Source organism: Streptomyces tubercidicus (assembly GCF_027497495.1).
GTDB classification, from domain to species: Bacteria; Actinomycetota; Actinomycetes; order Streptomycetales; family Streptomycetaceae; genus Streptomyces; species Streptomyces tubercidicus.
In genome coordinates this window covers 3555521-3575297 of the sequence record NZ_CP114205.1, presented here as the reverse complement: position 1 = coordinate 3575297, position 19777 = coordinate 3555521, and the positions used below count along the sequence as shown (strand labels likewise).

The 19777-nt window shown below is 69.9% G+C and carries 19 protein-coding genes and 1 pseudogene; 15 read left to right on the top strand and 5 right to left on the bottom strand.

The window, feature by feature from the left end; translation table 11 throughout:
• Positions 1 to 48 precede the first annotated feature (48 nt).
• The 4 genes and pseudogenes from STRTU_RS15350 to STRTU_RS15335 all read left to right on the top strand — a co-directional run bounded on the left by STRTU_RS15350 (position 49) and on the right by STRTU_RS15335 (position 3880).
• Positions 49 to 911, top strand: a pseudogene (locus tag STRTU_RS15350) (helix-turn-helix domain-containing protein).
• An 83-nt stretch (positions 912 to 994) separates the two neighbouring features.
• Positions 995 to 2452, top strand: a complete 1458-nt coding sequence (locus tag STRTU_RS15345; protein ID WP_159744043.1) for an aldehyde dehydrogenase family protein — start codon at positions 995 to 997, stop codon at positions 2450 to 2452.
• Between the two features lie 159 nt (positions 2453 to 2611).
• Positions 2612 to 3157: a DinB family protein gene (locus tag STRTU_RS15340; RefSeq protein WP_159744042.1), complete on the top strand. Its 546-nt coding sequence runs from the start codon at positions 2612 to 2614 to the stop codon at positions 3155 to 3157.
• Positions 3158 to 3220: 63 nt separating this feature from the next.
• Complete coding sequence (locus tag STRTU_RS15335) at positions 3221 to 3880, top strand: PadR family transcriptional regulator (RefSeq protein ID WP_159744041.1); 660 nt, start codon at positions 3221 to 3223, stop codon at positions 3878 to 3880.
• Here the strand turns inward: STRTU_RS15335 and STRTU_RS15330 are convergent.
• The 3 genes from STRTU_RS15330 to leuE all read right to left on the bottom strand — a co-directional run bounded on the left by STRTU_RS15330 (position 3874) and on the right by leuE (position 6738).
• Positions 3874 to 5289 (bottom strand): glutamate decarboxylase, encoded by a 1416-nt coding sequence (locus STRTU_RS15330; protein ID WP_159744040.1) that lies wholly within the window; start codon positions 5287 to 5289, stop codon positions 3874 to 3876. The two genes, STRTU_RS15335 and STRTU_RS15330, sit on opposite strands and share 7 nt — an antisense overlap.
• 16 nt (positions 5290 to 5305) lie before the next feature.
• A complete protein-coding gene (wrbA, locus tag STRTU_RS15325; protein ID WP_159744039.1) occupies positions 5306 to 5929 on the bottom strand; it encodes an NAD(P)H:quinone oxidoreductase in 624 nt (207 codons plus the stop codon).
• 140 nt (positions 5930 to 6069) lie between these two features.
• Positions 6070 to 6738 (bottom strand): leucine efflux protein LeuE, encoded by a 669-nt coding sequence (gene leuE, locus STRTU_RS15320; RefSeq protein WP_159744038.1) that lies wholly within the window; start codon positions 6736 to 6738, stop codon positions 6070 to 6072.
• Between the two features lie 115 nt (positions 6739 to 6853).
• On the opposite strand from leuE, the gene STRTU_RS15315 reads away from it, so the two are divergent.
• Positions 6854 to 7612 carry a MerR family transcriptional regulator gene (locus STRTU_RS15315; protein WP_159744037.1) on the top strand — a complete coding sequence of 253 codons (759 nt, stop codon included), beginning with the start codon at positions 6854 to 6856 and terminating at the stop codon, positions 7610 to 7612.
• A gap of 103 nt (positions 7613 to 7715) precedes the next feature.
• On the opposite strand, the gene STRTU_RS15310 is transcribed toward STRTU_RS15315, so the two are convergent.
• Positions 7716 to 8084, bottom strand: a complete 369-nt coding sequence (locus STRTU_RS15310; RefSeq protein WP_159744036.1) for a YbjQ family protein — start codon at positions 8082 to 8084, stop codon at positions 7716 to 7718.
• Between the two features lie 254 nt (positions 8085 to 8338).
• Here STRTU_RS15310 and STRTU_RS15305 point away from each other — a divergent pair, with 254 nt between their 5' ends.
• The 7 genes from STRTU_RS15305 to STRTU_RS15275 all read left to right on the top strand — a co-directional run bounded on the left by STRTU_RS15305 (position 8339) and on the right by STRTU_RS15275 (position 14649).
• Complete coding sequence (locus STRTU_RS15305; RefSeq protein ID WP_159744035.1) at positions 8339 to 9040, top strand: DedA family protein; 702 nt, start codon at positions 8339 to 8341, stop codon at positions 9038 to 9040.
• Positions 9041 to 9199: 159 nt separating this feature from the next.
• On the top strand, positions 9200 to 10945 hold the full coding sequence (locus STRTU_RS15300) for a threonine/serine exporter family protein (protein WP_159744034.1): 1746 nt from the start codon (positions 9200 to 9202) through the stop codon (positions 10943 to 10945).
• A 447-nt stretch (positions 10946 to 11392) separates the two neighbouring features.
• Entirely contained in the window at positions 11393 to 11722 is a 330-nt protein-coding gene (locus STRTU_RS15295; RefSeq protein ID WP_246240562.1) for a helix-turn-helix domain-containing protein, read from the top strand.
• 186 nt (positions 11723 to 11908) lie between these two features.
• Positions 11909 to 12808 carry an alpha/beta fold hydrolase gene (locus STRTU_RS15290; RefSeq protein ID WP_246240559.1) on the top strand — a complete coding sequence of 300 codons (900 nt, stop codon included), beginning with the start codon at positions 11909 to 11911 and terminating at the stop codon, positions 12806 to 12808.
• A 1-nt stretch (position 12809) separates the two neighbouring features.
• Positions 12810 to 13397 (top strand): hypothetical protein, encoded by a 588-nt coding sequence (locus STRTU_RS15285; protein WP_167539154.1) that lies wholly within the window; start codon positions 12810 to 12812, stop codon positions 13395 to 13397.
• A gap of 138 nt (positions 13398 to 13535) precedes the next feature.
• A complete protein-coding gene (locus STRTU_RS15280) occupies positions 13536 to 13658 on the top strand; it encodes a linaridin family RiPP (protein ID WP_159744031.1) in 123 nt (40 codons plus the stop codon).
• A 136-nt stretch (positions 13659 to 13794) separates the two neighbouring features.
• Positions 13795 to 14649, top strand: a complete 855-nt coding sequence (locus STRTU_RS15275; RefSeq protein ID WP_159744030.1) for a hypothetical protein — start codon at positions 13795 to 13797, stop codon at positions 14647 to 14649.
• Positions 14650 to 14853: 204 nt separating this feature from the next.
• Here STRTU_RS15275 and STRTU_RS15270 read toward each other — a convergent pair whose 3' ends face one another.
• Positions 14854 to 15348 (bottom strand): inorganic diphosphatase, encoded by a 495-nt coding sequence (locus STRTU_RS15270; RefSeq protein WP_018090094.1) that lies wholly within the window; start codon positions 15346 to 15348, stop codon positions 14854 to 14856.
• Between the two features lie 86 nt (positions 15349 to 15434).
• Between STRTU_RS15270 and dacB the strand changes: the two genes are divergently transcribed.
• From dacB to tilS, 3 genes are all read left to right on the top strand, one after another.
• A complete protein-coding gene (gene dacB, locus STRTU_RS15265) occupies positions 15435 to 17009 on the top strand; it encodes a D-alanyl-D-alanine carboxypeptidase/D-alanyl-D-alanine endopeptidase (RefSeq protein ID WP_159744029.1) in 1575 nt (524 codons plus the stop codon).
• A 302-nt stretch (positions 17010 to 17311) separates the two neighbouring features.
• Positions 17312 to 18457 (top strand): zinc-dependent metalloprotease, encoded by a 1146-nt coding sequence (locus STRTU_RS15260; RefSeq protein ID WP_159744028.1) that lies wholly within the window; start codon positions 17312 to 17314, stop codon positions 18455 to 18457.
• A gap of 191 nt (positions 18458 to 18648) precedes the next feature.
• The gene (tilS, locus tag STRTU_RS15255) at positions 18649 to 19707 is read left to right on the top strand and encodes a tRNA lysidine(34) synthetase TilS (RefSeq protein ID WP_159744027.1); all 1059 of its coding nucleotides are present in this window, start codon (positions 18649 to 18651) and stop codon (positions 19705 to 19707) included.
• The last annotated feature ends 70 nt before the right edge of the window (positions 19708 to 19777 follow it).

Sequence of the window (19777 nt, the reverse complement as noted above, 5' to 3'; positions counted from 1 at the left end):
ACTGCGGCCCACTGTTGGACGGGGTGGGGTCACAGGAGGGTCTGAGAGGTGTCCGCAAGTGAGTCGAGCGGGTCGGTGGTGCGGCGAATCCTGCTCGGGTCGCAGCTCCGCCGGCTGCGTGAATCGCGCGGGATAACCCGCGAGGCGGCCGGCTACTCGATCCGTGCGTCCGAATCGAAGATCAGCCGCATGGAGTTGGGCCGCGTGAGCTTCAAGGCACGGGATGTGGAGGACCTGCTCACCCTGTACGGGGTCGGTGACGCCCAGGAGCGCGAGGCGCTGCTCTCCCTGGCGCGGGAGGCCAATGTGGCCGGCTGGTGGCACAGTTACAGCGATGTGCTGCCCGGCTGGTTCCAGACGTATGTGGGGCTGGAAGGCGCCACATCGCTGCTCCGGGTCTATGAAGTCCAGTTCGTCCACGGGCTGTTGCAGACGGAGAGTTATGCGCAGGCCGTCGTCAGACGGGGCATGCCCGACGCCGGGCCCGCGGAGATCGAGAGACGGGTCGCGCTCCGCATGGAGCGCCAGAAGCTGCTGGTCACCGAGCGGTCGGCGCAGTTCCACTGTGTGCTGGACGAAGCCGCGCTACGGCGCCCGTACGGCGAACGCGCGGTGATGCGTGAGCAGTTGAAGCATTTGATCGAGGTGTCCGAGCGCCCCAATGTGCGGCTCCAGGTGATGCCCTTCAGTCTGGGCGGGCACGCGGGGAGAGCGGTGCGTTCACCATGCTCGGCTTCCAGGAGTCGGGTCTGCCGGACGTCGTCTACCTGGAGCAGCTGACGAGCGCGCTCTACGTGGACAAGCCCGAAGAAGTCGCCCAGTACGCACGGGTGATGGACCGCCTCCAGGAGGAGGGGCCGAATCCGGCCGAGACCAGGGACCTCTTGCGCGGGCTGCTTCAACTGATGTGACGCGTCGGTAGGATGCGCACCATCAGGAGTCAGCACCCCCCAATGCGGCGCCCTGAGCGCCCTGTTCTCCAGATCGGGATGGCATGTCCTACTTCGACGAGTTGGCGTATCAGTTCATCGGCGGTGAGTGGCGCTCCGGCAGCGGCTCGTGGGACATCGTCGATTTCAATCCGTACAACGGCGAGAAACTGACCTCCATACCCGTCGCCACGGTAGAGGAGATCGATCTGGCCTACCGTGCCGCCGAGCGCGCACAGCGGGAGTGGGGCGCCACCAATCCGTACACCCGGCGGCTCGTCTTCGAGCGCGTGCTGCGGATCATCGACGACCGCGAGGCGGAGCTGAGCGAGGCGATCGCCGCGGAGGTCGGCGGGACGCTCGCCAAGGTGGGCTTCGAGCTCCATCTGGCCAAGGAGTTCCTGCGCGAGGCCATTCAGCTGGCGCTGCGCGCCGAGGGCCGCATCCTGCCCTCACCCATCGACGGCAAGGAGAACCGCCTCTACCGGCTGCCGGTCGGTGTGGTCGGCGTCATCAGCCCGTTCAACTTCCCCTTCCTGCTGTCGATCAAGTCCGTCGCGCCGGCCCTCGCGCTCGGCAACGCCGTCGTCCTCAAGCCGCACCAGAACACCCCGGTCTGCGGCGGCGGTCTGGTCGCCAGGATCTTCGAGGAGGCCGGACTGCCGGCCGGGCTGCTGAACGTGGTCGTCACGGACATCGCCGAGATCGGTGATGCGCTGATCGAGCACCCGGTGCCCAAGACCATCTCCTTCACCGGCTCCGAGAAGGTCGGCCGGCATGTCGCGACCGTCGCCGCCGCCCACTTCAAGCACACGGTGCTGGAGCTGGGCGGCAACAGCGCCCTGGTCGTCCTGGACGACGCGGATATCGACTACGCGGTGGACGCCGCCGTCTTCAGCCGCTTCGTCCACCAGGGCCAGGTCTGTATGGCCGCGAACCGGGTGCTGGTGGACCGCGCCGTGGAGCGGGAGTTCACCGAGAAGTTCGTGGCCAAGGTCGCCTCGCTGAAGGTGGGTGACCCGACCGATCCGCAGACCCATATCGGACCGCTGATCAACGAGGGCCAGGCCGAGGCGATCACCGCGCTGGTGGACCGTGCGGTCGCGGACGGCGCCTCGGCGCTCCTGCATGGCGAGACCCGGGGCACCCTGGTCGCGCCGAGCGTGCTGAGCGGTCTGCCGGAGGACTCCCCGCTGCTGCGGCAGGAGATCTTCGGGCCGGTCGTGCTGCTGGTGCCGTTCGACGGGGACGAGGAGGCGGTGCGGCTGACCAACGCGACCTCGTTCGGGCTCAGCGGTGCCGTGCACACCGGGGACACCGAGCGCGGGGTGCGGTTCGCCAAGCGCATCGACACCGGGATGTTCCACGTCAACGACGCCACGGTGCACGACGAGCCGATCGTGCCGTTCGGCGGCGAGAAGCACTCCGGGGTGGGGCGGCTGAACGGCGACGCGATGGTGGAGGCCTTCACCACCACCAAGTGGATCTCCATCCAGCACGGGCGGTCGCAGTTCCCGTTCTGATCCCTTGTCCGTGATCCCGCTCTCCGGCGCGGGCGGATCCGGGACGATCCGCCGCGAGTTGCGGACAGTAGCTGACCGCAAGGGCTCCTACGTTGAGTGCTGTCGGAAGGCGGGACGGCGAACGGCCGGCCGCCGAAGGTGTCACGAAAGGCGGAGCCCATGCCCACTCACGTTGTTGCCGAGGCCCATGGCGACGAGACCGGGGCGCTGCTGGCCTTCCTGGAGGCCCAGCGCGGCGGGCTGCGCCGGGCGGTCCTGGGACTGACCGATGACCGGGCGAACCAGCGGCCGAGCGCCAGTGAGCTGTCCCTGGCCGGACTGGTCAAGCATGTCGCGGAGACCGAGCAGGGCTGGGTCGAGACCGCGCAGGGGCTGCCGCACTCCATCGCGCGGACCCAGGAGACCTGGCATCTGAGCTTCCAGCTGGGGGAGGACGAGACCCTGGCGGGGATGCTGGCGTTCTGGGACGGCGTGGCGAAGCGGACGGAGGAGTTCATCCGCTCCGTGCCCAGCCTGAACGACACCTTCCCGCTGCCCGAGGCGCCCTGGTACCCGCCGCAGGCCCGGCAGTCGATGCGCTGGCTGCTGCTGCATCTGGTCGAGGAGACCGCCCGGCACGCCGGCCATGCCGACATCCTCCGCGAGTCCCTCGACGGCAAGACGGCCTTTGAGCTGGTGGACGAGGAGCGCCGGGCCCAGGGGTAGGGCCGGTCCTCTCCTTGCGCGCTCTAGGCTGGCGGAGGGGGCGCGCGAGGGATTGAGGAGACGATGTCGGCGATCCGGCTGTTGGTACTGGGCGCCGTGCGGCAGCACGGCCGGGCGCACGGCTATCAGGTGCGCAACGACCTGGAGTACTGGGGCGCCCATGAGTGGTCCAACGCCAAACCCGGCTCGATCTACCACGCGCTCAAGCAGATGGCCAAGGAAGGGCTGCTGCGCGCCCATGACATCGCGCCCAGCACCGTCGGCGGCCCGCCGCGTACCGAGTACGAGCTGACCGCGGCGGGCGGGACGGAGTATTTCGCGTTGCTGCGGGCCGCGCTCTCCCGGTACGACGAGAAGGCCGACGTGCTCAGCGCGGGCATCGGCTTCGTCGTCGATCTGCCGCGGGCCGAGGCGGTGGCGCTGCTCAAGGAGCGGGTGCGCGGGCTCCAGGAGTGGCGCGGCACGGTCACCGGCTACTACACCCCCAAGGGCGGGACCGGACAGCTCGGCCACATCGGCGAGATCATGGATATGTGGGTGCATGCCGCGGACAGCGGCGCCGCCTGGACCCAGGGGCTGATCGAGCGGATCGAGGCCGGGGCCTATGTCTTCGTCGGTGAGGGGGAGCCGTTCGTCGGCGTACTGGCGGAGGGGCAGGAGAACCCGTACGCGACGGGTGGGGCGGCGGAGCCGGGCGGCGGGGACGGGACCCCCCGTCAGTGATGGAAGGCCGTCGCGACGCTCTCCGGGCGCTGCATCGGGCCGGGCTGGTCCCGGAGTTCGGGCAGCAGTGCCTCCAGGTCGGCGAGGAACAGATCGGCGAGGTCCAGGGAGAAGCCGTTGCGGCAGACCACCCGTAGGACGGAGAGGTCCTCGCGGTTCTCCGGGAAGGTGTAGGCGGGGATCAGCCAGCCGCGCTCCTTCAGCCGCCGGGAGACATCGAAGACGTCGAAGGCGGTGACATGGCCGGCGGTGGTGAAGGCGAAGACCGGCAGCTGGTCGCCCTGGGTCAGCAGGGTGAAGTCGTCCAGCGCGCCGATCCGTTCGGCCATCGAGCGGGCCACGTCCCGGGTGGCCTGCTGTACGGCGCGGAAGCCGGCCCGGCCGAGCCGCAGAAAGGTGTAGTACTGCGCGGCGACCTGTGCGCCGGGGCGGGAGAAGTTGAGGGCGAAGGTCGGCATATCGCCGCCCAGGTAGTTGACCCGGAAGACCAGCTCCTCCGGTAGTGCGTCGGTGTCGCGCCACAGCGCCCAGCCGACGCCCGGGTAGACGAGGCCGTATTTGTGCCCCGAGGTGTTGATGGAGGCGACCCGGGGGAGCCGGAAGTCCCAGACCAGCTCCGGGTCGAGGAACGGGGCGATCATGGCGCCGGACGCGCCGTCCACATGGACCGGGATGTCCCAGCCGTGCTGCCGCTGGACCTCGTCGAGCGCCGCGCAGATCTCGGCCACCGGCTCGTACGACCCGTCGAAGGTCGAGCCGAGGATCGCCACCACGCCGATGGTGTTCTCGTCGCACAGTGCGGCGGCGGAGGGCGCGTCCAGATGGAAGCGGTCGCCCTCCATCGGGACCGTACGGGCCTCGACCTCCCAGAAGTTGCAGAACTTCTCCCAGCAGACCTGGACATTGGCGCCCATGATGAGGTTCGGCCGGGCCTTTCCCGGATACCGGTCCTGGTTTCTCTGCATCCAGCGGCGCTTGAGGGCCATCCCGGCGAGCATGCACGCCTCGCTCGACCCTGTGGTGGAGCAGCCCACGGCGGCGGCCGGGTCGGGGGCGTGCCACAGGTCGGCGAGCATCGCCACACAGCGCTTCTCCAGTTCGGCGGTGCGCGGGTACTCGTCCTTGTCGATCATGTTCTTGTCCCGGCATTCCGCCATCAGCACGGCGGCCTGGGGCTCCATCCAGGTCGTCACGAACGTCGCCAGATTCAGCCGGGAGTTGCCGTCCAGCATCAGCTCGTCGTGCACGAACTGATAGGCGGTGTGCGGGGAGAGGGGGCCGTCGGGCAGGGCGTGCCGTGGTGGCGAGGTCTCCATTCCGGCGATCGGATCGGCCTCGCCGTAGAAGGGGTTGACCGGATGCCCGGACTGCTTACGGTCGGATGGCGATGCGCCTTTGTGCAGAGTCATCTGTCGCGCCTACCCGTCAACTGCCTTGCGAAAGGCCGTGTTTGATGGCTTTGGTGAACTTCACTACGCGCTCCGCCTGGATACGGGCGGCGGTGCGCGCCTCGTCGTCGAGCGGGATATCGGGGCCGCCGACATGGGAGGTGCCGTAGGGATTGCCGTCGGCGAACTTCGCCGGGTCCGTATAGCCCGGCGTCACGAGGATGCCGCCGAAGTGGTGGATGGTGTGGTAGAGCGCCAGCAGGGTGGATTCCTGGCCGCCGTGCTTGGTGGCGCTCGCGGTGAAGCCGCTGTAGACCTTGTCGGCCAGTTTTCCCTGCTGCCAGAGGCCGCCCAGGGTGTCGAGGTACTGCTTGAGCTGCGAGGTCACATTGCCGAAGCGGGTGGGGCTCCCGAAGATCACCGCGTCCGCCCAGAGGACGTCCTCGTGGGTGGCCTCCATGATGTCGGCGGTGGCCGCGGCGTTGGCGGCCCAGGCCGGGTTGGCGTCGATCGCGGTCTGCGGGGCGAGTTCCGCGGCCCGGCGCAGTCGTACGTCGGCCCCGGCGTGCTCGGCGGCGTCCGCGATCAGCCGGGCGAGCTCGGCGACCGTGCCGGTCGACGAGTAGTAGATGACGGCGACATGGACGTCATGCACGGGCATCGGCGCACCTCCTCGAACCCGACATTAAGGGCATAAGGCGTGGGTAGCCTCCAGGGTTCACCCAGTGGAAGCGCCACGGGCGGGCGGCCGCCCCGAAGGACCGCCACCCGCCCGCACCTGCTGCGGCCGCCGGGCTCCCGTCAGCTCGTACTGGCCAGCGACAGCTTCGCCGCGAAACCGAGGAACGCCGCACCGGCGCCCGCGGACAGCCCGGCGGTCAGCCGCTTGCGGCGCCGGAAGGTCGCCGCCAGAAACGTCCCGCTGAAGATCAGCACCGACAGATACGTGAAGCTGAACAGCTGCGCCCAGGCGCCCAGCGTCAGGAACGACAGCACCGGATGGGCATAGGACGGGTCCACGAACTGCACGAAGAAGGAGATGAAGAACAGAATCGCCTTCGGGTTGAGCAGACTGACCACCAGCGCCCGGCGGTACGGCCGCTCCACGGCCTCCTTCGGCGCCTCGGACGCCCTCTCGCCCCGCTCCTCGGCCCGGCGGGCCTCCCGGCCGCGCCACAGCGCCCACGCGCCGCGCAGCATCCCCACCGCCAGCCACGTCAGATAGCCCGCACCGGCGAACTTGACCACGGCGAACAGCACCGGGGTGGTCTGCAGCAGCGAGGCCACACCGCCCGCCGACAGCGTCATCAGCACCGTGTCACCGCACAGCACCCCGGCCGCCGCCCGGTACGCCACCCGCGGACCGCGGCGGGCCGCCACCGACACGACGTACAGCGAATTCGGACCCGGCAGCAGAATGATCAGCGCGAGCCCCGCCAGATACGTCGGCAGATCCGTTATCCCCAGCATGGGCGGCAGGATCTCACCCGCCGATCCGCCGCCTCACCGGGATTTCAGGATGCGGACTTGCACCTCACGCGGCGTGAGGTCACATCGTGGAGCGCGTACCGAGAAGGGAGCGGATATGAGTTATTCCGTAGGACAGGTCGCGGCTTTCGCCGGTGTGACGGTGCGCACCCTGCACCACTACGACGAGATCGGGCTGCTCCAGCCCGGCGAGCGTAACCACGCAGGTCACCGGCGCTACGGCGACGACGACCTGGACCGGCTGCAGCAGATCCTGTTCTACCGGGAGCTCGGATTTCCGCTCGATGAGGTCGCGGCCCTTGTGAACGATCCGGATGTCGACCCGCAGCAGCATCTGCGGCGCCAGCACGACCTGCTGACGGCACGGATCGACAAGCTCCAGAAGATGGCCGCCGCCGTCGAGAACGCAATGGAGGCACGCAGGATGAACGTACGGCTCACACCGGAAGAGAAGTTCGAGGTCTTCGGGGACTTCGACCCCGACGACCACGCGGCGGAGGTCGAGGAACGCTGGGGCCACACCGACGCCTACAAGGAGTCGGTGCGCAGGACGGCCGCCTACACCAAGGAGGACTGGAAGCGGCTGACGACGGAGCTCGACGCCGTCCACGGCAAGATGGCGGACCTGCTCGCCCAGGGGGTGCCCGCGGACTCCGCGGCGCCCATGGACGTCGCCGAGGAGCACCGGCAGTTCATCTGCGGTGCGTACTACGACTGCGCCTATGAGATGCACAGCTGCCTCGGCGAGATGTACGTCTCCGACGAGCGCTTCACCGCCACCTACGAGGCGATCCGGCCCGGTCTCGCCGTGTACCTGCGCGACGCGATCCTGGCCAACGCGGCTCGCCACCAGTGATCCGTACGGGCCGGGGAGCGCGCCCCCGGCCCGTACGGAACCGTGCCCGTACGGAGCCTGTGCCCGTATGGAGCCCGGGCCCGTATAGAACCCGTGACGGGGCTCAGCCCTGCGGGGAGAGCACCACGGCCGTTCCGTAGGCGCACACCTCGGTGCCCACGTCAGCGGCCTCCGTGACATCGAAGCGGAACATCAGCACCGCGTTCGCACCGCGCGAGCGGGCCTGGTCCACCAGCCGTTCCATCGCCTGGTTACGGGTCTCCACCAGGGTCTTGGTCAGGCCCCGCAGCTCGCCGCCGATCATCGACTTCAGGCCCGCGCCGATCTGGCTGCCGAGGTGCCGGGAGCGCACCGTCAGGCCGAAGACCTCGCCGATCACCCGTTCCACGTGAAACCCCGGGACGTCGTTGGTCGTCACCACCAGGACGTCGGACTGCGCCTGCTGCCCACCGCCGTACTCCTCGATGCCCATGGCACGTACCTCCTTACGGCCAGCATCACCCGGCCTCTCGGCGGCGGCCAGCGGTCGGGGGCCGTCGGGGAGGAGGCCGTCGCGAGGGGGCGTGGCGGGGGCGTGGCGCGGAGCTGCGAGGAGGAGCTGTGGCCCGCCTGGAACCAAGGCGGGCCGCCCGGCGTTGATAGTTTGGGCCGCACACGCGCCTCATCCCGTCGCTTCGCCCCTCGCACCGCACGATCCGGCGCCCTCGACCCAGGAGCCTTCACCCCGTGAATACTCTCGCGCTCGGCCCCCAGTGGCTGGACCCGGACTATCTCATCGCGACATTCGGCCTGATCGGCGTCCTGGTCATCGTCTTCGCCGAGTCCGGCCTGCTGATCGGCTTCTTCCTGCCGGGCGACTCCCTGCTGTTCACCACCGGTCTGCTGGTGACGACGGACAAGCTCGACAAGCCGCTGTGGCTGGTGTGCTCGCTGATCGTGCTGGCCGCGGTCCTCGGCGACCAGGCCGGCTATCTCTTCGGCCGCAAGGTCGGTCCCTCGCTCTTCAAGCGCCCCGACTCCCGGCTCTTCAAGCAGGAGAACGTCGAGAAGGCGCATGAGTTCTTCGAGAAGCACGGCCCCAAGTCGCTGATCCTGGCTCGCTTCGTGCCGATCGTGCGCACTTTCACGCCGATCATCGCCGGTGTGAGCCGGATGAACTACCGCTCCTTCATCACCTTCAACCTCATCGGCGGCGCCCTGTGGGGCGCCGGGGTCACGCTCCTCGGGGCGTCACTGGGCAAGATCGAGTTCGTCCACAAGAACATCGAGATGATCCTGGTCGCGATCGTGCTGATCTCGGTCGTGCCGATCGCCATCGAGTACCTCCGCGCCCGCGGCAAGGCCAAGAAGGAGCAGCCCGCCCCGCCCGTGGACCGCCCCCACAGCCCCGCCGCCGACACCCGCCGCGGCCGCCACGCCAAGCGCTGACCACCACGGACAGCCACCCGGCCACCGGCACCCCCACCACCTCATCGGCGCAACCGAACCGATAGCCGAAAACGGCGCCCCCGAGCACGCGCCTCCCGCCCCCATCAGGCATCGTGTCCTTGACATCCGTCAGGAGGCGAACGAGGAGAGCGAAGACCCGTGGCGTCGGACCCACACCGCGGCCAGCGCGGCACGAGCGGCAGTGGCAGCAGCGGTTCCTCGGACCAGACCGGTCCCGAGGACCGCAAGCCTCAGTCGGACGAGGCCCATAGCGCCTTCACGCCGCCCTTGGGCGTGCCCTACCCGCCGCTTCCCGAGGACGAGCACCCCACCTCCGAGTTCGCGCTGCCCGCGGGCCTGCGCCCGGAGTCGCCGGCCGACCAGGAGGGCTCGGCGTTCACCACGCCGAGCGGTACCACCGGCCAGACCCCGCTGCCCGCTCCCGTCGGCGCGACGGCGCTGAGCGTCGCCTTCACCCCGCCGCACGGCATCCCCGCCGTCAGCCTCACCAAGGAAGCCCCTTGGCAGGACCGGATGCGGACCATGCTGCGGATGCCGGTCCACGAGCGCCCGGTCCCAGAGCGCCCGGACCGCGGTGACGAGGAGACCGGCCCGGCCGTCCCCCGCGTACTCGACCTGACGCTGCGTATCGGCGAGATCCTGCTCGCCGGCGGTGAGGGCGCCGAGGACGTCGAGGCCGCGATGTTCGGTGTCGCGCACGCCTACGGGCTGGAGCGGGTCGAGCCGACCGTCACCTTCACCCTGCTGTCGATCTCCTACCAGCCGTCGCTGGTCGACGACCCGGTCACGGCCAGCCGGACGGTACGGCGCCGCGGCGTCGACTACACCCGGCTGTCCGCGGTCTTCCGGCTCGTCGACGACATCGCCTCCGAAGGCATCACTCTCGAAGAGGCCTACCGCGGCCTCGCCGAGATCCGCCGTAACCGCCACCCGTACCCGAGCTGGGCGCTGACGGTTGCCTCCGGGCTGCTGTCCGGTGCCGCATCGATGCTGGTCGGCGGCGGGATGCTGGTGTTCGTCGCGGCCGCGGTGGGCTCGATGCTCGGCGACCGGCTGGCCTGGCTCGCGTCCGGGCGCGGGCTGCCGGAGTTCTACCAGTTCGTGGTCGCCGCGATGCCGCCCGCCGCGGTGGGGCTCGCTTTCGCTCTGGCGCACGCCGATGTGCAGGCGTCCGCGGTGATCACCGGTGGACTGTTCGCGCTGATCCCGGGGCGGGCGCTGGTCGCCGGTGTCCACGACGGGCTGACCGGCTACTACATCACCGCCGCCGCCCGTCTGCTGGAGGTCGGCTACCTCATCGTCGGCATCGTCGTCGGCGTCCTCAGCGTGCTCTACATCGGACTCCAGCTGAAACCCGGCCTCCGGACGCTCAACCCCGAGGAGTCGCTGGGGGCGTACAACGAGCCGGTGGTCCAGATCACCGCGTCCATGCTGCTGGCGCTGGCGTTCTGTGTGCTGCTCCAGCAGGAACGTCACACCGTGGCGTTTGCGACCCTGAACGGCGGCGTCGCCTGGGTGGTCTACGGCGCCCTGCGCTACGTCGCCGGCATAAACCCGGTGCCCGCCACCGCGATCGGGGCCGGACTGGTCGGTCTCTTCGGCCAGTTGCTCTCCCGTTACCGCTATGCGTCGGCCCTGCCGTACGTCACCGCGGCCATCGGCCCGCTGCTGCCCGGTAGTGCCACGTACTTCGGGCTGCTCAACTTCGCCCAGGGCCACCTGCCGGAGGGCCTCACCTCGCTGGTGCAGGCCGCCTCGCTGGCGCTCGCCATCGCCGTGGGAGTCAACCTCGGTGCCGAGGTCGCCCGGCTCTTCCTGCGTACGCCCGGTATCGAGGAGGCCGCCGGCGGCCGCCGCGCCGCCAAGCGCACCCGCGGGTTCTAGGAAAGACACCGCCCAGGGCGCCCCGCCGGGCAATCCGGCGGGGCGAATCGGCACCTGGCACCGCCCGCACTCGCGCCATTCGAATACGGGCGCCCGGCTAATGCGGGGAGGCGATATCAGATGATTCGTCAACTCTCTTCCAGGGCCCGCTCGGCGGCGTGGAGTGCGCCGCGGAGAATTCATTGACAGGCCACAGCCACCTGATATTGTCTCAAATGCACGCATCCCCCCAGACGCTCCATTGAGGCGTCACCACTGGATCGACAGTGGGGATAACGGGAGGAGGCTCGGGTGCAATGCGGGGTCGAAGGCATTGGCTATGGGCGGCAATTCTAGGGCCGACATAACCGGCTGTGTGGATGACAACGATGTCAAAGGCCCGAGCGGCCGGGCTGGGGCCCGCATCGCAGATGACGGAAGAGGGTTGCCGTGGGACGTCCTCCGATATTGCCGACCGACGAGAAATTCGCCCTCGTGCTCAGAGTGGTGTCCGGCGAACTGACCGCAGCGGAAGCCGCGCGGGAGGCAGCGGTCTCCGAACAGTCCGTATCCAACTGGCGTCGACAGTTCATCGAGGGAGGCCGTAGTGGTCTGGCCGGTGAGGGCGGCAGGGACTCCGAGAGCGCGTCGCGGATAGCGGAACTGGTCAAAGAAAACGCCACGCTGAAGGCCACGATAGGCGAGATGTTCATAGAACTCCGGAAGTACGGCCGGAGTGCGATCGGCCGTGTTCCGATGCCCCAGGGGTATCCTCGCCCCGGCCGGAGGCTCAACTAACTCATTAATTGAGTCCGGCATCGCGTGTTAGATTCCCGGCCAACAGCCACGTCGAATCACGGTGGAGGGAATATGGCGTCTTTGGAGCGCCATTTTGCCGTAGGAATTTCCGGACTGGCCGGCGCAAGTCTGCTGTCCGGCGCAGTAATGCGACGCACCGGCAGGCGTGAACGTGCGCGCCGCTTCATGCTGCACGAGCGGCCGGATGGCAGCCGTATCGAGGTGACCGTCGATATTCCTCCTCGGGCCCGGCGAGTCGTCCTGCTCGATAACGGTATGGGGATGCCGCACGAATACTGGGACTGGGTCTGTGGCGCGCTTCCCGCGGATATGGGATATGTGCGGTTCAACGCTCCCGGCTACGGGCTCAGCACGCCGACCACGCATTACGGTCTGGAGCGGCACTTCGCGCTGTTGCGGGAATTGCGCGAGACGTACACCGCCGGCCTTCCGCTGGTGCTGGCCGGCCACTCCCTCGGCGGATACTTCGTCGCCGCCTATGCGTCGCTCCATCCCGGCGCGGCGGAGGGCGTGAGCGCGGTGGTCATGGCCGACGCCACCGACGTGGCCCAGCTGCGCAATTCCCGGCGCAGCGAGGTCGACCGCTGGTCCCGGCACTCGATGCTCATGGAGCGGGCCTACGCCCTGGCCGGCCTGTCGGCCTTCCGTCCCGCCCTGAACAAGAACAAGACCTACCGCCCGGACATCAACCGGAGTGTCACGGCGTTCCTGGCGGAGCCCCGCACCTGGGCGATGGCCTACCGGGACTACCGGGACGCGATGACCTATCCGGCCCTCACCGCCCTGGACGTCCCGCTGAGCGTGATCACCGCGGAGAACAACCACGGGGACAACGCCGTGCACCACGCGGTTCAGGCCAAGATGGCCGCCCTGTCGAAGAGTTCCCGGCACCTCATCATCGACGGCGCCGATCACGAGTCGCTGCTCACCGTCCAGGCGTACGCCCAGATGGTGGCAGAGGTGATCGCCGGCGAACCCCCGGCCGAGCGGACCGGATCGGAACGGCGGCAGTCCGCCGGGGACCGCCCCGCCGCCACGACCGCCGCGGGCGCGAACAGGAGTTGATGTGAACCTGAGCGTGAACACCGAACGCGTGAAGTCGGTCGCGGTCACGGCCTCACTCACCGCCTGGCTCATCGTGACGGCTGCGGCGCAGCTGCCCGATACGCGCTTCGACAGTCTCCTGTGGTGCGGGAAGCTGCGGATACCGACCCCCAACTGGCGCTTCTTCGGGCCGAATCCGGGAGTCAAGGACAGCCATTTGCTCTACCGGGATCTCACGGACGGCAAGCCCGGTGAGTGGAAGGACATCCCGGTCACCCGCGACAGGCCCTGGTACGCCCTCGTCTGGAACGCCCGCAACCGTTCCCCCAAGGCCCTGATCGACGCCATCCAGGGCATCCGCGTCCGCCTGGCGGCCGCCGGATCGGAGATGGGCCCCGTGGTCCGGTCGCCCGGATACCTGCTGCTCTCCCGCTATATCCAGCACCACCTGCCGCACACCGAAGGCGCCTCGCACAGCCAGTTCCTGCTGATGCACTCCTACCTCGCCGCCCCGGAGGACCGGCGGATCGAGCCGTTCTTCGTCTCCGGGGAATTTCCGCTGCCGACCGCCGGCACGCCCCGTCCACAGACCTTTCCGATAGCCGCCTAGCAGTTTTTTGTGGGCCTCTCGGCCGGAAGCCGCGCACTCACTCGGCAGTTCCACCACCGCGTGAGTCCGTGCCCTCCTGCCGAATGGCCGGAGTGTTCACGGTGAGAACCGAGAGAAACCGAGAGAAAGAGGACAGCAATGTCTGAGCTGGCTGACTTCGCCAACGCCGAGCTGGTCGACGTGGAGCCGGGGCGTATCGGTGCCGACGCGACCCCGACCATGGTCCTGGTGCACAACGCGACCACGGACATCATCGGCTGAGCCGTCCGGCCGACTGATCAATGAGGACGGGGCGCGGTGCGCGCCAATACATGTATCACACATGTACCGCATATGTGCCGCGCCCCCGCCCTTTGACGCCCCTCTCTTCCACTCCACTCACAGGGAGCACTCACCCATGTTTCTCAGCGCTCCTCCCGAGGTCACGGCACGCCGAGTGGCTTCGCTGGGCACGCTGGTCTCCGCACTGGAAATGCTGAGCCGGCATCGCACGTTCGAGGACGGTGAGCTGCTGAGCGGCCAGCTGGCGAGCACCCGCCCCCGGTTCGCCAAGCGCTTTCCGCGGCTGACCCGGGCCCTCAGCTCCAAGAAGGCAGCGGTCGCCCTGTACGGAGTGCAGGCCGGTGCTTCCGCTGCCACGCTGATCTGGGCGCACCGGCGCGGGGTCCGTGCGGTGGGCAGCGCGGTGCTGGCGGCGACGGGCGTGGCCGGCCGGGAGTACACCCCCTTCGGCAGGGACGGCGCCGACCAGCTGCAGCAGGTGGTCAACGTGGTGCTCGCCTCGACCGGGACCCTCAAGGACGACGAGAAGGCCCGTGACCTGGCCATGCGCGCTCTGGCTCTGGAGACGACCCTCGCGTACGTCGCCTCCGGCGTGGTCAAGCTGGTGTCCCCGGTGTGGCTCAGCGGGGAGGCGTTCAGCGGAGTCATCCGCACGCAGAACTACGGGGACCCGCGTGTCTTCCCGCTCGTGCACACGTACCCGGTGCTGGGAAAGCTGGTGACCTGGACGACGGTTGCCGCCGAGGTCGGCTTCCCGCTGGTTTTCGTGCTGCCCAAGCCCGCGGCCACGGCGTATCTCGGCTCAATGACCCTGTTCCACCTGGGAATTGGGCAGCTCATGGGCCTCAACCGCTTCGTGCCGGCCTTCGGTGCCACGCACCCGGCACTTCTCTACGTCCTCCGGCGGAACGAAAAGCGCGCGGCCCCGGTCGAAAAGGCCGCCGCGGCTCCAGCCCTCGCCGCTGCGTGACGGCCGCCCCTGACGTGGGGCCCGTCAGCCGGCCACGCCCCCGCCCCTGACGTGGGGCCCATACTTCCGCCGGTGACGCCGTGACACGGACGAACGGGCGGCACCCGACTGGGTGCCGCCCGTTCGCGTACGAAAATCAGAGTGCCTGTCCCGGCGTGCGGGGGCCGGAAGAACCGGGCCGGACGCCGGGGACCTGACCCTGGGTCAGTGCGCGCCGCCCTGCGCCTCAAGGCGCTTGAACGAGGCCTCGATCTCCGCCTCGGCCTCGGTGCGGCCGACCCAGTTGGCGCCCTCGACGGACTTACCGGGCTCCAGGTCCTTGTAGACCTCGAAGAAGTGCTGGATCTCCAGGCGGTCGAACTCCGACACGTGGTGGATGTCCCGCAGGTGCTCCACACGCGGGTCGGACGCGGGCACGCACAGCAGCTTGTCGTCGCCGCCGGCCTCGTCCGTCATCCGGAACATGCCGATGGCGCGGCACTTGATGAGGCAGCCGGGGAAGGTCGGCTCGTCCAGGATGACCAGCGCGTCCAGCGGGTCGCCGTCCTCGCCCAGGGTGTTCTCGACAAAGCCGTAGTCGGCCGGGTAGCTGGTCGAGGTGAAGAGTCGACGGTCCAGGCGGATCCGACCGGTCTCGTGGTCCACCTCGTACTTGTTCCGCGAACCCTTCGGGATCTCGATGGTGACGTCGAACTCCACGGGTGGCTCCTCCATGATCAACACATACGTCTGGTGATTAAGTGTCCCCCACGCAGGTGTGTGGTGGCGAAAGGGGCTGGTCCGAGGTGCCGGAGACCGGAAAGTGGCAGGTCAGATGGCAGTCGGCGGTGCGGTCCGCGCGGTCGGCTTCCCGCGCGGCGGTCCGGTCGGCACAGACGGCGGTCGACGCCACGCAGCAGGCATGGCACGCCACACCGCGCCATACCCAGCAGACCTGGCGGCTGACGGCGGTCTCCGCAGCCACCGGCCTCGCGGTCGCGATCGTCGCGGTGGCGGCGTCCGGCCCGTGGGACTCGGGTCAGCGTACGGCGGAGCGGGCGGAGGCGGCCGCCATGGACGGCGCCAGTGGCGAGCATCACGCGCAGGCCCCCCGGCCGGCGCCCAGCGCACCGCCCGTACTGCCCGCGCTCGGCGGCCGCGTACCCGGTCCCGCGGGCCGTGGCGCGGCGCCCGCACCCACCGACGCGGGGCTGGCCGACGCGCTCGCCCCGCTGCTGAAGGACCCGGCACTCGGCCCGCTGCGGACCGCGTCCGTCCTGGACGTGGCCGCGGGCCGGGAGGTCTTCGGCGACGGACAGGGAAAGGCCGCCACCCCCGCCTCCACAGTCAAGCTCGCCACCGCCGTCGCCGCGCTCTCCGCCCGCGGCCCCGACCACCGCATCGACACCACCGTCGTCCTGGCCGGAAAGAACCGCCTCATCCTGGTCGGCGGCGGCGACCCCACCCTCACCGCCCGCGCCCCGCGCCCCGGCGCCGGGGAGCAGCCCGCGAACCTGCGCACCCTCGCCGACGCCACCGCCCGCGCCCTCAAGAAGCGCCACCTCGCCAAGATCAGCCTGGGTTACGACACCTCCGCCTACACGGGCCCCACCGAGCACCCCATCGGCCCGAACGAGAACATCGCCCCGGTCACCGCGCTGATGACCGACGAGGCCCGCCTCGACGACTCCGAGCACGGCACCGCCCCCCGCGACGCCGACCCGGCCCGCACCGCCGCCCACACCTTCGCCGATCTGCTCCACGACCGCGGCATCACCGTCGACGGTGACCCCTCCGGCGCCAAGGCCCCCAAGAAGCCCGACCGGATCGCCGCCGTCCACTCCCTCCCCCTGTCCGCGCTCGTCGAGCGGATGCTCACCTACAGCGACAACGACATCGCCGAGGCACTGGCCCGCCAGACCGCCCTCGCCACCCGCCGGCCGGCCAGCTTCACCGGCGCCGGAAAGGCCGTCCGCACCGCCCTCCAGCGCGAGCACCTCCCGCTGTCCGGCGCCGTCTTCGAGGACGGCAGCGGCCTGGACCGCGACGACAAGGTCACCGCCGCCCTGCTCTCCCGCCTCCTGCTGCACGCCTCGTCCCCCGACCACCCGGCCCTGCGCCCCGTCGTCACGGGCCTCCCGGTGGCCGCCTTCACCGGCACCCTCAGCAACCGCTACCGGGGCCAGAGCGCCGGCGCCGGCGCCGTACGCGCCAAGACCGGCACCCTCACCGGCGTGAACACCCTGGCCGGCACCGTCGTGGACGCCGACGGCCGCCTCCTCGTCTTCTCCTTCATGACCACCGGCACCACCGACCCCCAAGGCGCCCAAGAGGCCCTGGACAAACTCGCGTCAGCAGTGGCCAATTGCGGCTGCCGCTGACCCAAAACCAAACCCGCCACGCCCACCCCCACTCACCCGTCACTCACTCCACCCACGGGAGGGGACGGGCCGGAGGGGCCTGGTGTGTGGACGTAAAGCGAAGCAGTCCACACACCAGGCCCCGGAGGTCCGTCACCGCACCCACAGCCCCGCGCAGCGGACCCGGCCCGCCGCAGGCGCCGCGGCGAGGGCACCGCGAAGCGGGCAACAAACGCCGAGCAACCCCCACGGCGGGAGAGCCGAAGTCGTGGGAGGGCCCCAGTCCGCTACCCCCGCACCAAACCCCCACGTACGGTGAACCCATGACGAGCATCGGTGGAACCGAGATGGTCGACTGGAACCTCGCGGTCGCGACCGCGACCCGGTTCGTGCGGCCGGGCCCAGAGGTGAGCCGGGACGAGGCGCGCGCGATCGTCGCCGAGCTGCGCAAGCACGCCAAGTCCTCCGAGGCGCATGTCCGCGCCTTCACGCGGATGGCACAGCCCGACGCGACAGGCGAGGCGCCGCATGACACGCCGGTCCTGGTCGTGGACCGGCCCGGCTGGATCAAGGCGAATGTCGCCGGGTTCCGGGCCGTGCTCAAGCCGCTGCTGGCCAAGATGGAGGACCGCCGCTCGACGGTCCCCGGGGGCGCGGTGCTCGGCGCGGTCGGCGGCAAGGTGACCGGTGTGGAGCTGGGCATGCTGCTGTCGTTCCTGGCCTCGCGGGTCCTCGGCCAGTACGAGACGTTCGCGCCGGCCTCCCGGGATCTGCCGGCCGCGGCCCAGGGCGGCAGGCTGCTGCTGGTCGCGCCGAACATCGTGCACGTGGAGCGCGAGCTCGAAGTGGCCCCGCACGACTTCCGGCTGTGGGTGTGCCTCCATGAGGAGACCCACCGCACCCAGTTCACGGCCGTGCCGTGGCTGCGGGACCACATCGAGGGCGAGATCCAGTCATTCCTCGGTGAGACGGACATCGACCCGGGCGCCCTCCTGGAGCGGCTGCGCGAGGCCGCCCAGTCGCTGGCCGGTGCCAAGCCCGAGGGCGAGGAGGGCGAGGACGAGGAGCGCTCGCTCGTCGATCTCGTCCAGACGCCCGCGCAGCGCGAGATCCTCGGCCGGCTGACCGCGGTGATGTCGCTGCTGGAGGGGCACGCGGATTTCGTGATGGACGGTGTGGGGCCCGATGTCGTGCCGTCGGTCGCGGAGATCCGGGAGAAGTTCCAAAAGCGCCGGGCCAGCGGTGCCGGACGCCTGGACCAGGCGCTGCGCAAGCTGCTCGGCCTGGACGCCAAACTGCGGCAGTACCGCGACGGCGAGCGGTTCGTCAGCGCGGTCGTCGAGGAGGTGGGCATGGACGGCTTCAACCGGGTGTGGACCTCGCCGAACACCCTCCCGACCAAACAAGAGATCGCCAAACCGGCGGACTGGATCGCGCGGGTGCACCGCAAAGCGGACGGGGCACCGTAAGCGAATGGCGTGAGCTGGGCACGCCACGTGGCAGTAGAGCGCCCCTTCAATCACCCGTCTGAGGGACCGATAGCGAGGGATAGGCGTGCAATGCTCGGGGAACCGCTCGCCTCTGTCACCATCTAGGCACTCTGTGTGACGAAGTGCCGTCCACGGCCCGAGGCTCCCCAGCTGAACGATTGGAAACGGACATGGGTCCCCATCCAGCGGTCGCCGCGATACGCCTGGCGGTCCGCCGCGTACTCCACGACGTGCTCACCCACCACTGCGCGCAGGACCGGCACGAGCCCCCGCTCGTGCTCGTCGCGTGCTCCGGCGGCGCCGATTCCATGGCGCTCGCCTCCGCCCTCGCCTTCGAGGCCCCCAAGCTGGGGGTCCGCGCCGGTGGCGTCACCATCGACCACGGCCTCCAGGAGGGCTCGGACCTCCGCGCCGCCGAGGTCGCCCTGCGGCTGCGGGCCCTGGGGCTCGACCCCGTAGAGGCCGTCGCCGTCGACGTGGCCGAACCGAACAAGGTGGCGCACGGCACCGCGTACCGGGGGAGCGGCACCCGGCCGGCCGGCGGACCGGAAGCCGCCGCCCGTGACGCCCGCTACGCCGCCCTGGACGCCACCGCCGAGCGCCACGGCGCCACCGCCGTTCTCCTCGGCCATACCCGCGACGACCAGGCGGAGACGGTGCTGCTCGGTCTCGCCCGCGGCTCCGGGACCCGCTCGCTCTCCGGTATGGCCGCGACCAGCGGCCGCGACGGGCGCTATCGCCGGCCCTTCCTCGACGTGGACCGCCAGACCGCCCGTAAGGCCTGTCTGATCCAGGCGCTGCCCGTCTGGGACGATCCACACAACGCCGACCCCGCCTACACCCGCTCCCGGCTGCGCCACGAAGGTCTGCCCGCCCTGGAGAAAGCGCTCGGCAAGGGCGTCGTCGAGGCGCTGGCCCGTACGGCGCAGCTCTCCCGTGACGACGCCGACGCCCTGGACGCCTGGGCCGCCGACGCCGAGGACTCGGTGCTCGACGACAGCGGCTCCCTCGACATCGCCGCCCTGTTCGCGCTGCCCCCCGCGGTGCGCCGCCGGGTGCTGCGCCGGGCCGTCATCGGCGCCGGTTCCCCGGCCGGTTCGCTCTTCGCCCGCCACATCGAAGAGGTGGACCGGCTGATCACCGCCTGGAGGGGGCAGGGGGCCATCAACCTCCCCGGGCGAGTGGGTGTGCGACGGCAGGGTGGCAGACTGGTGATTCGGCAGGGCTGAGCCGCAGACGCTGCCCCGCATCCGAAGTCTCACGACTGACGCGAACACCGAACAGAGCGAGAGTGGCACG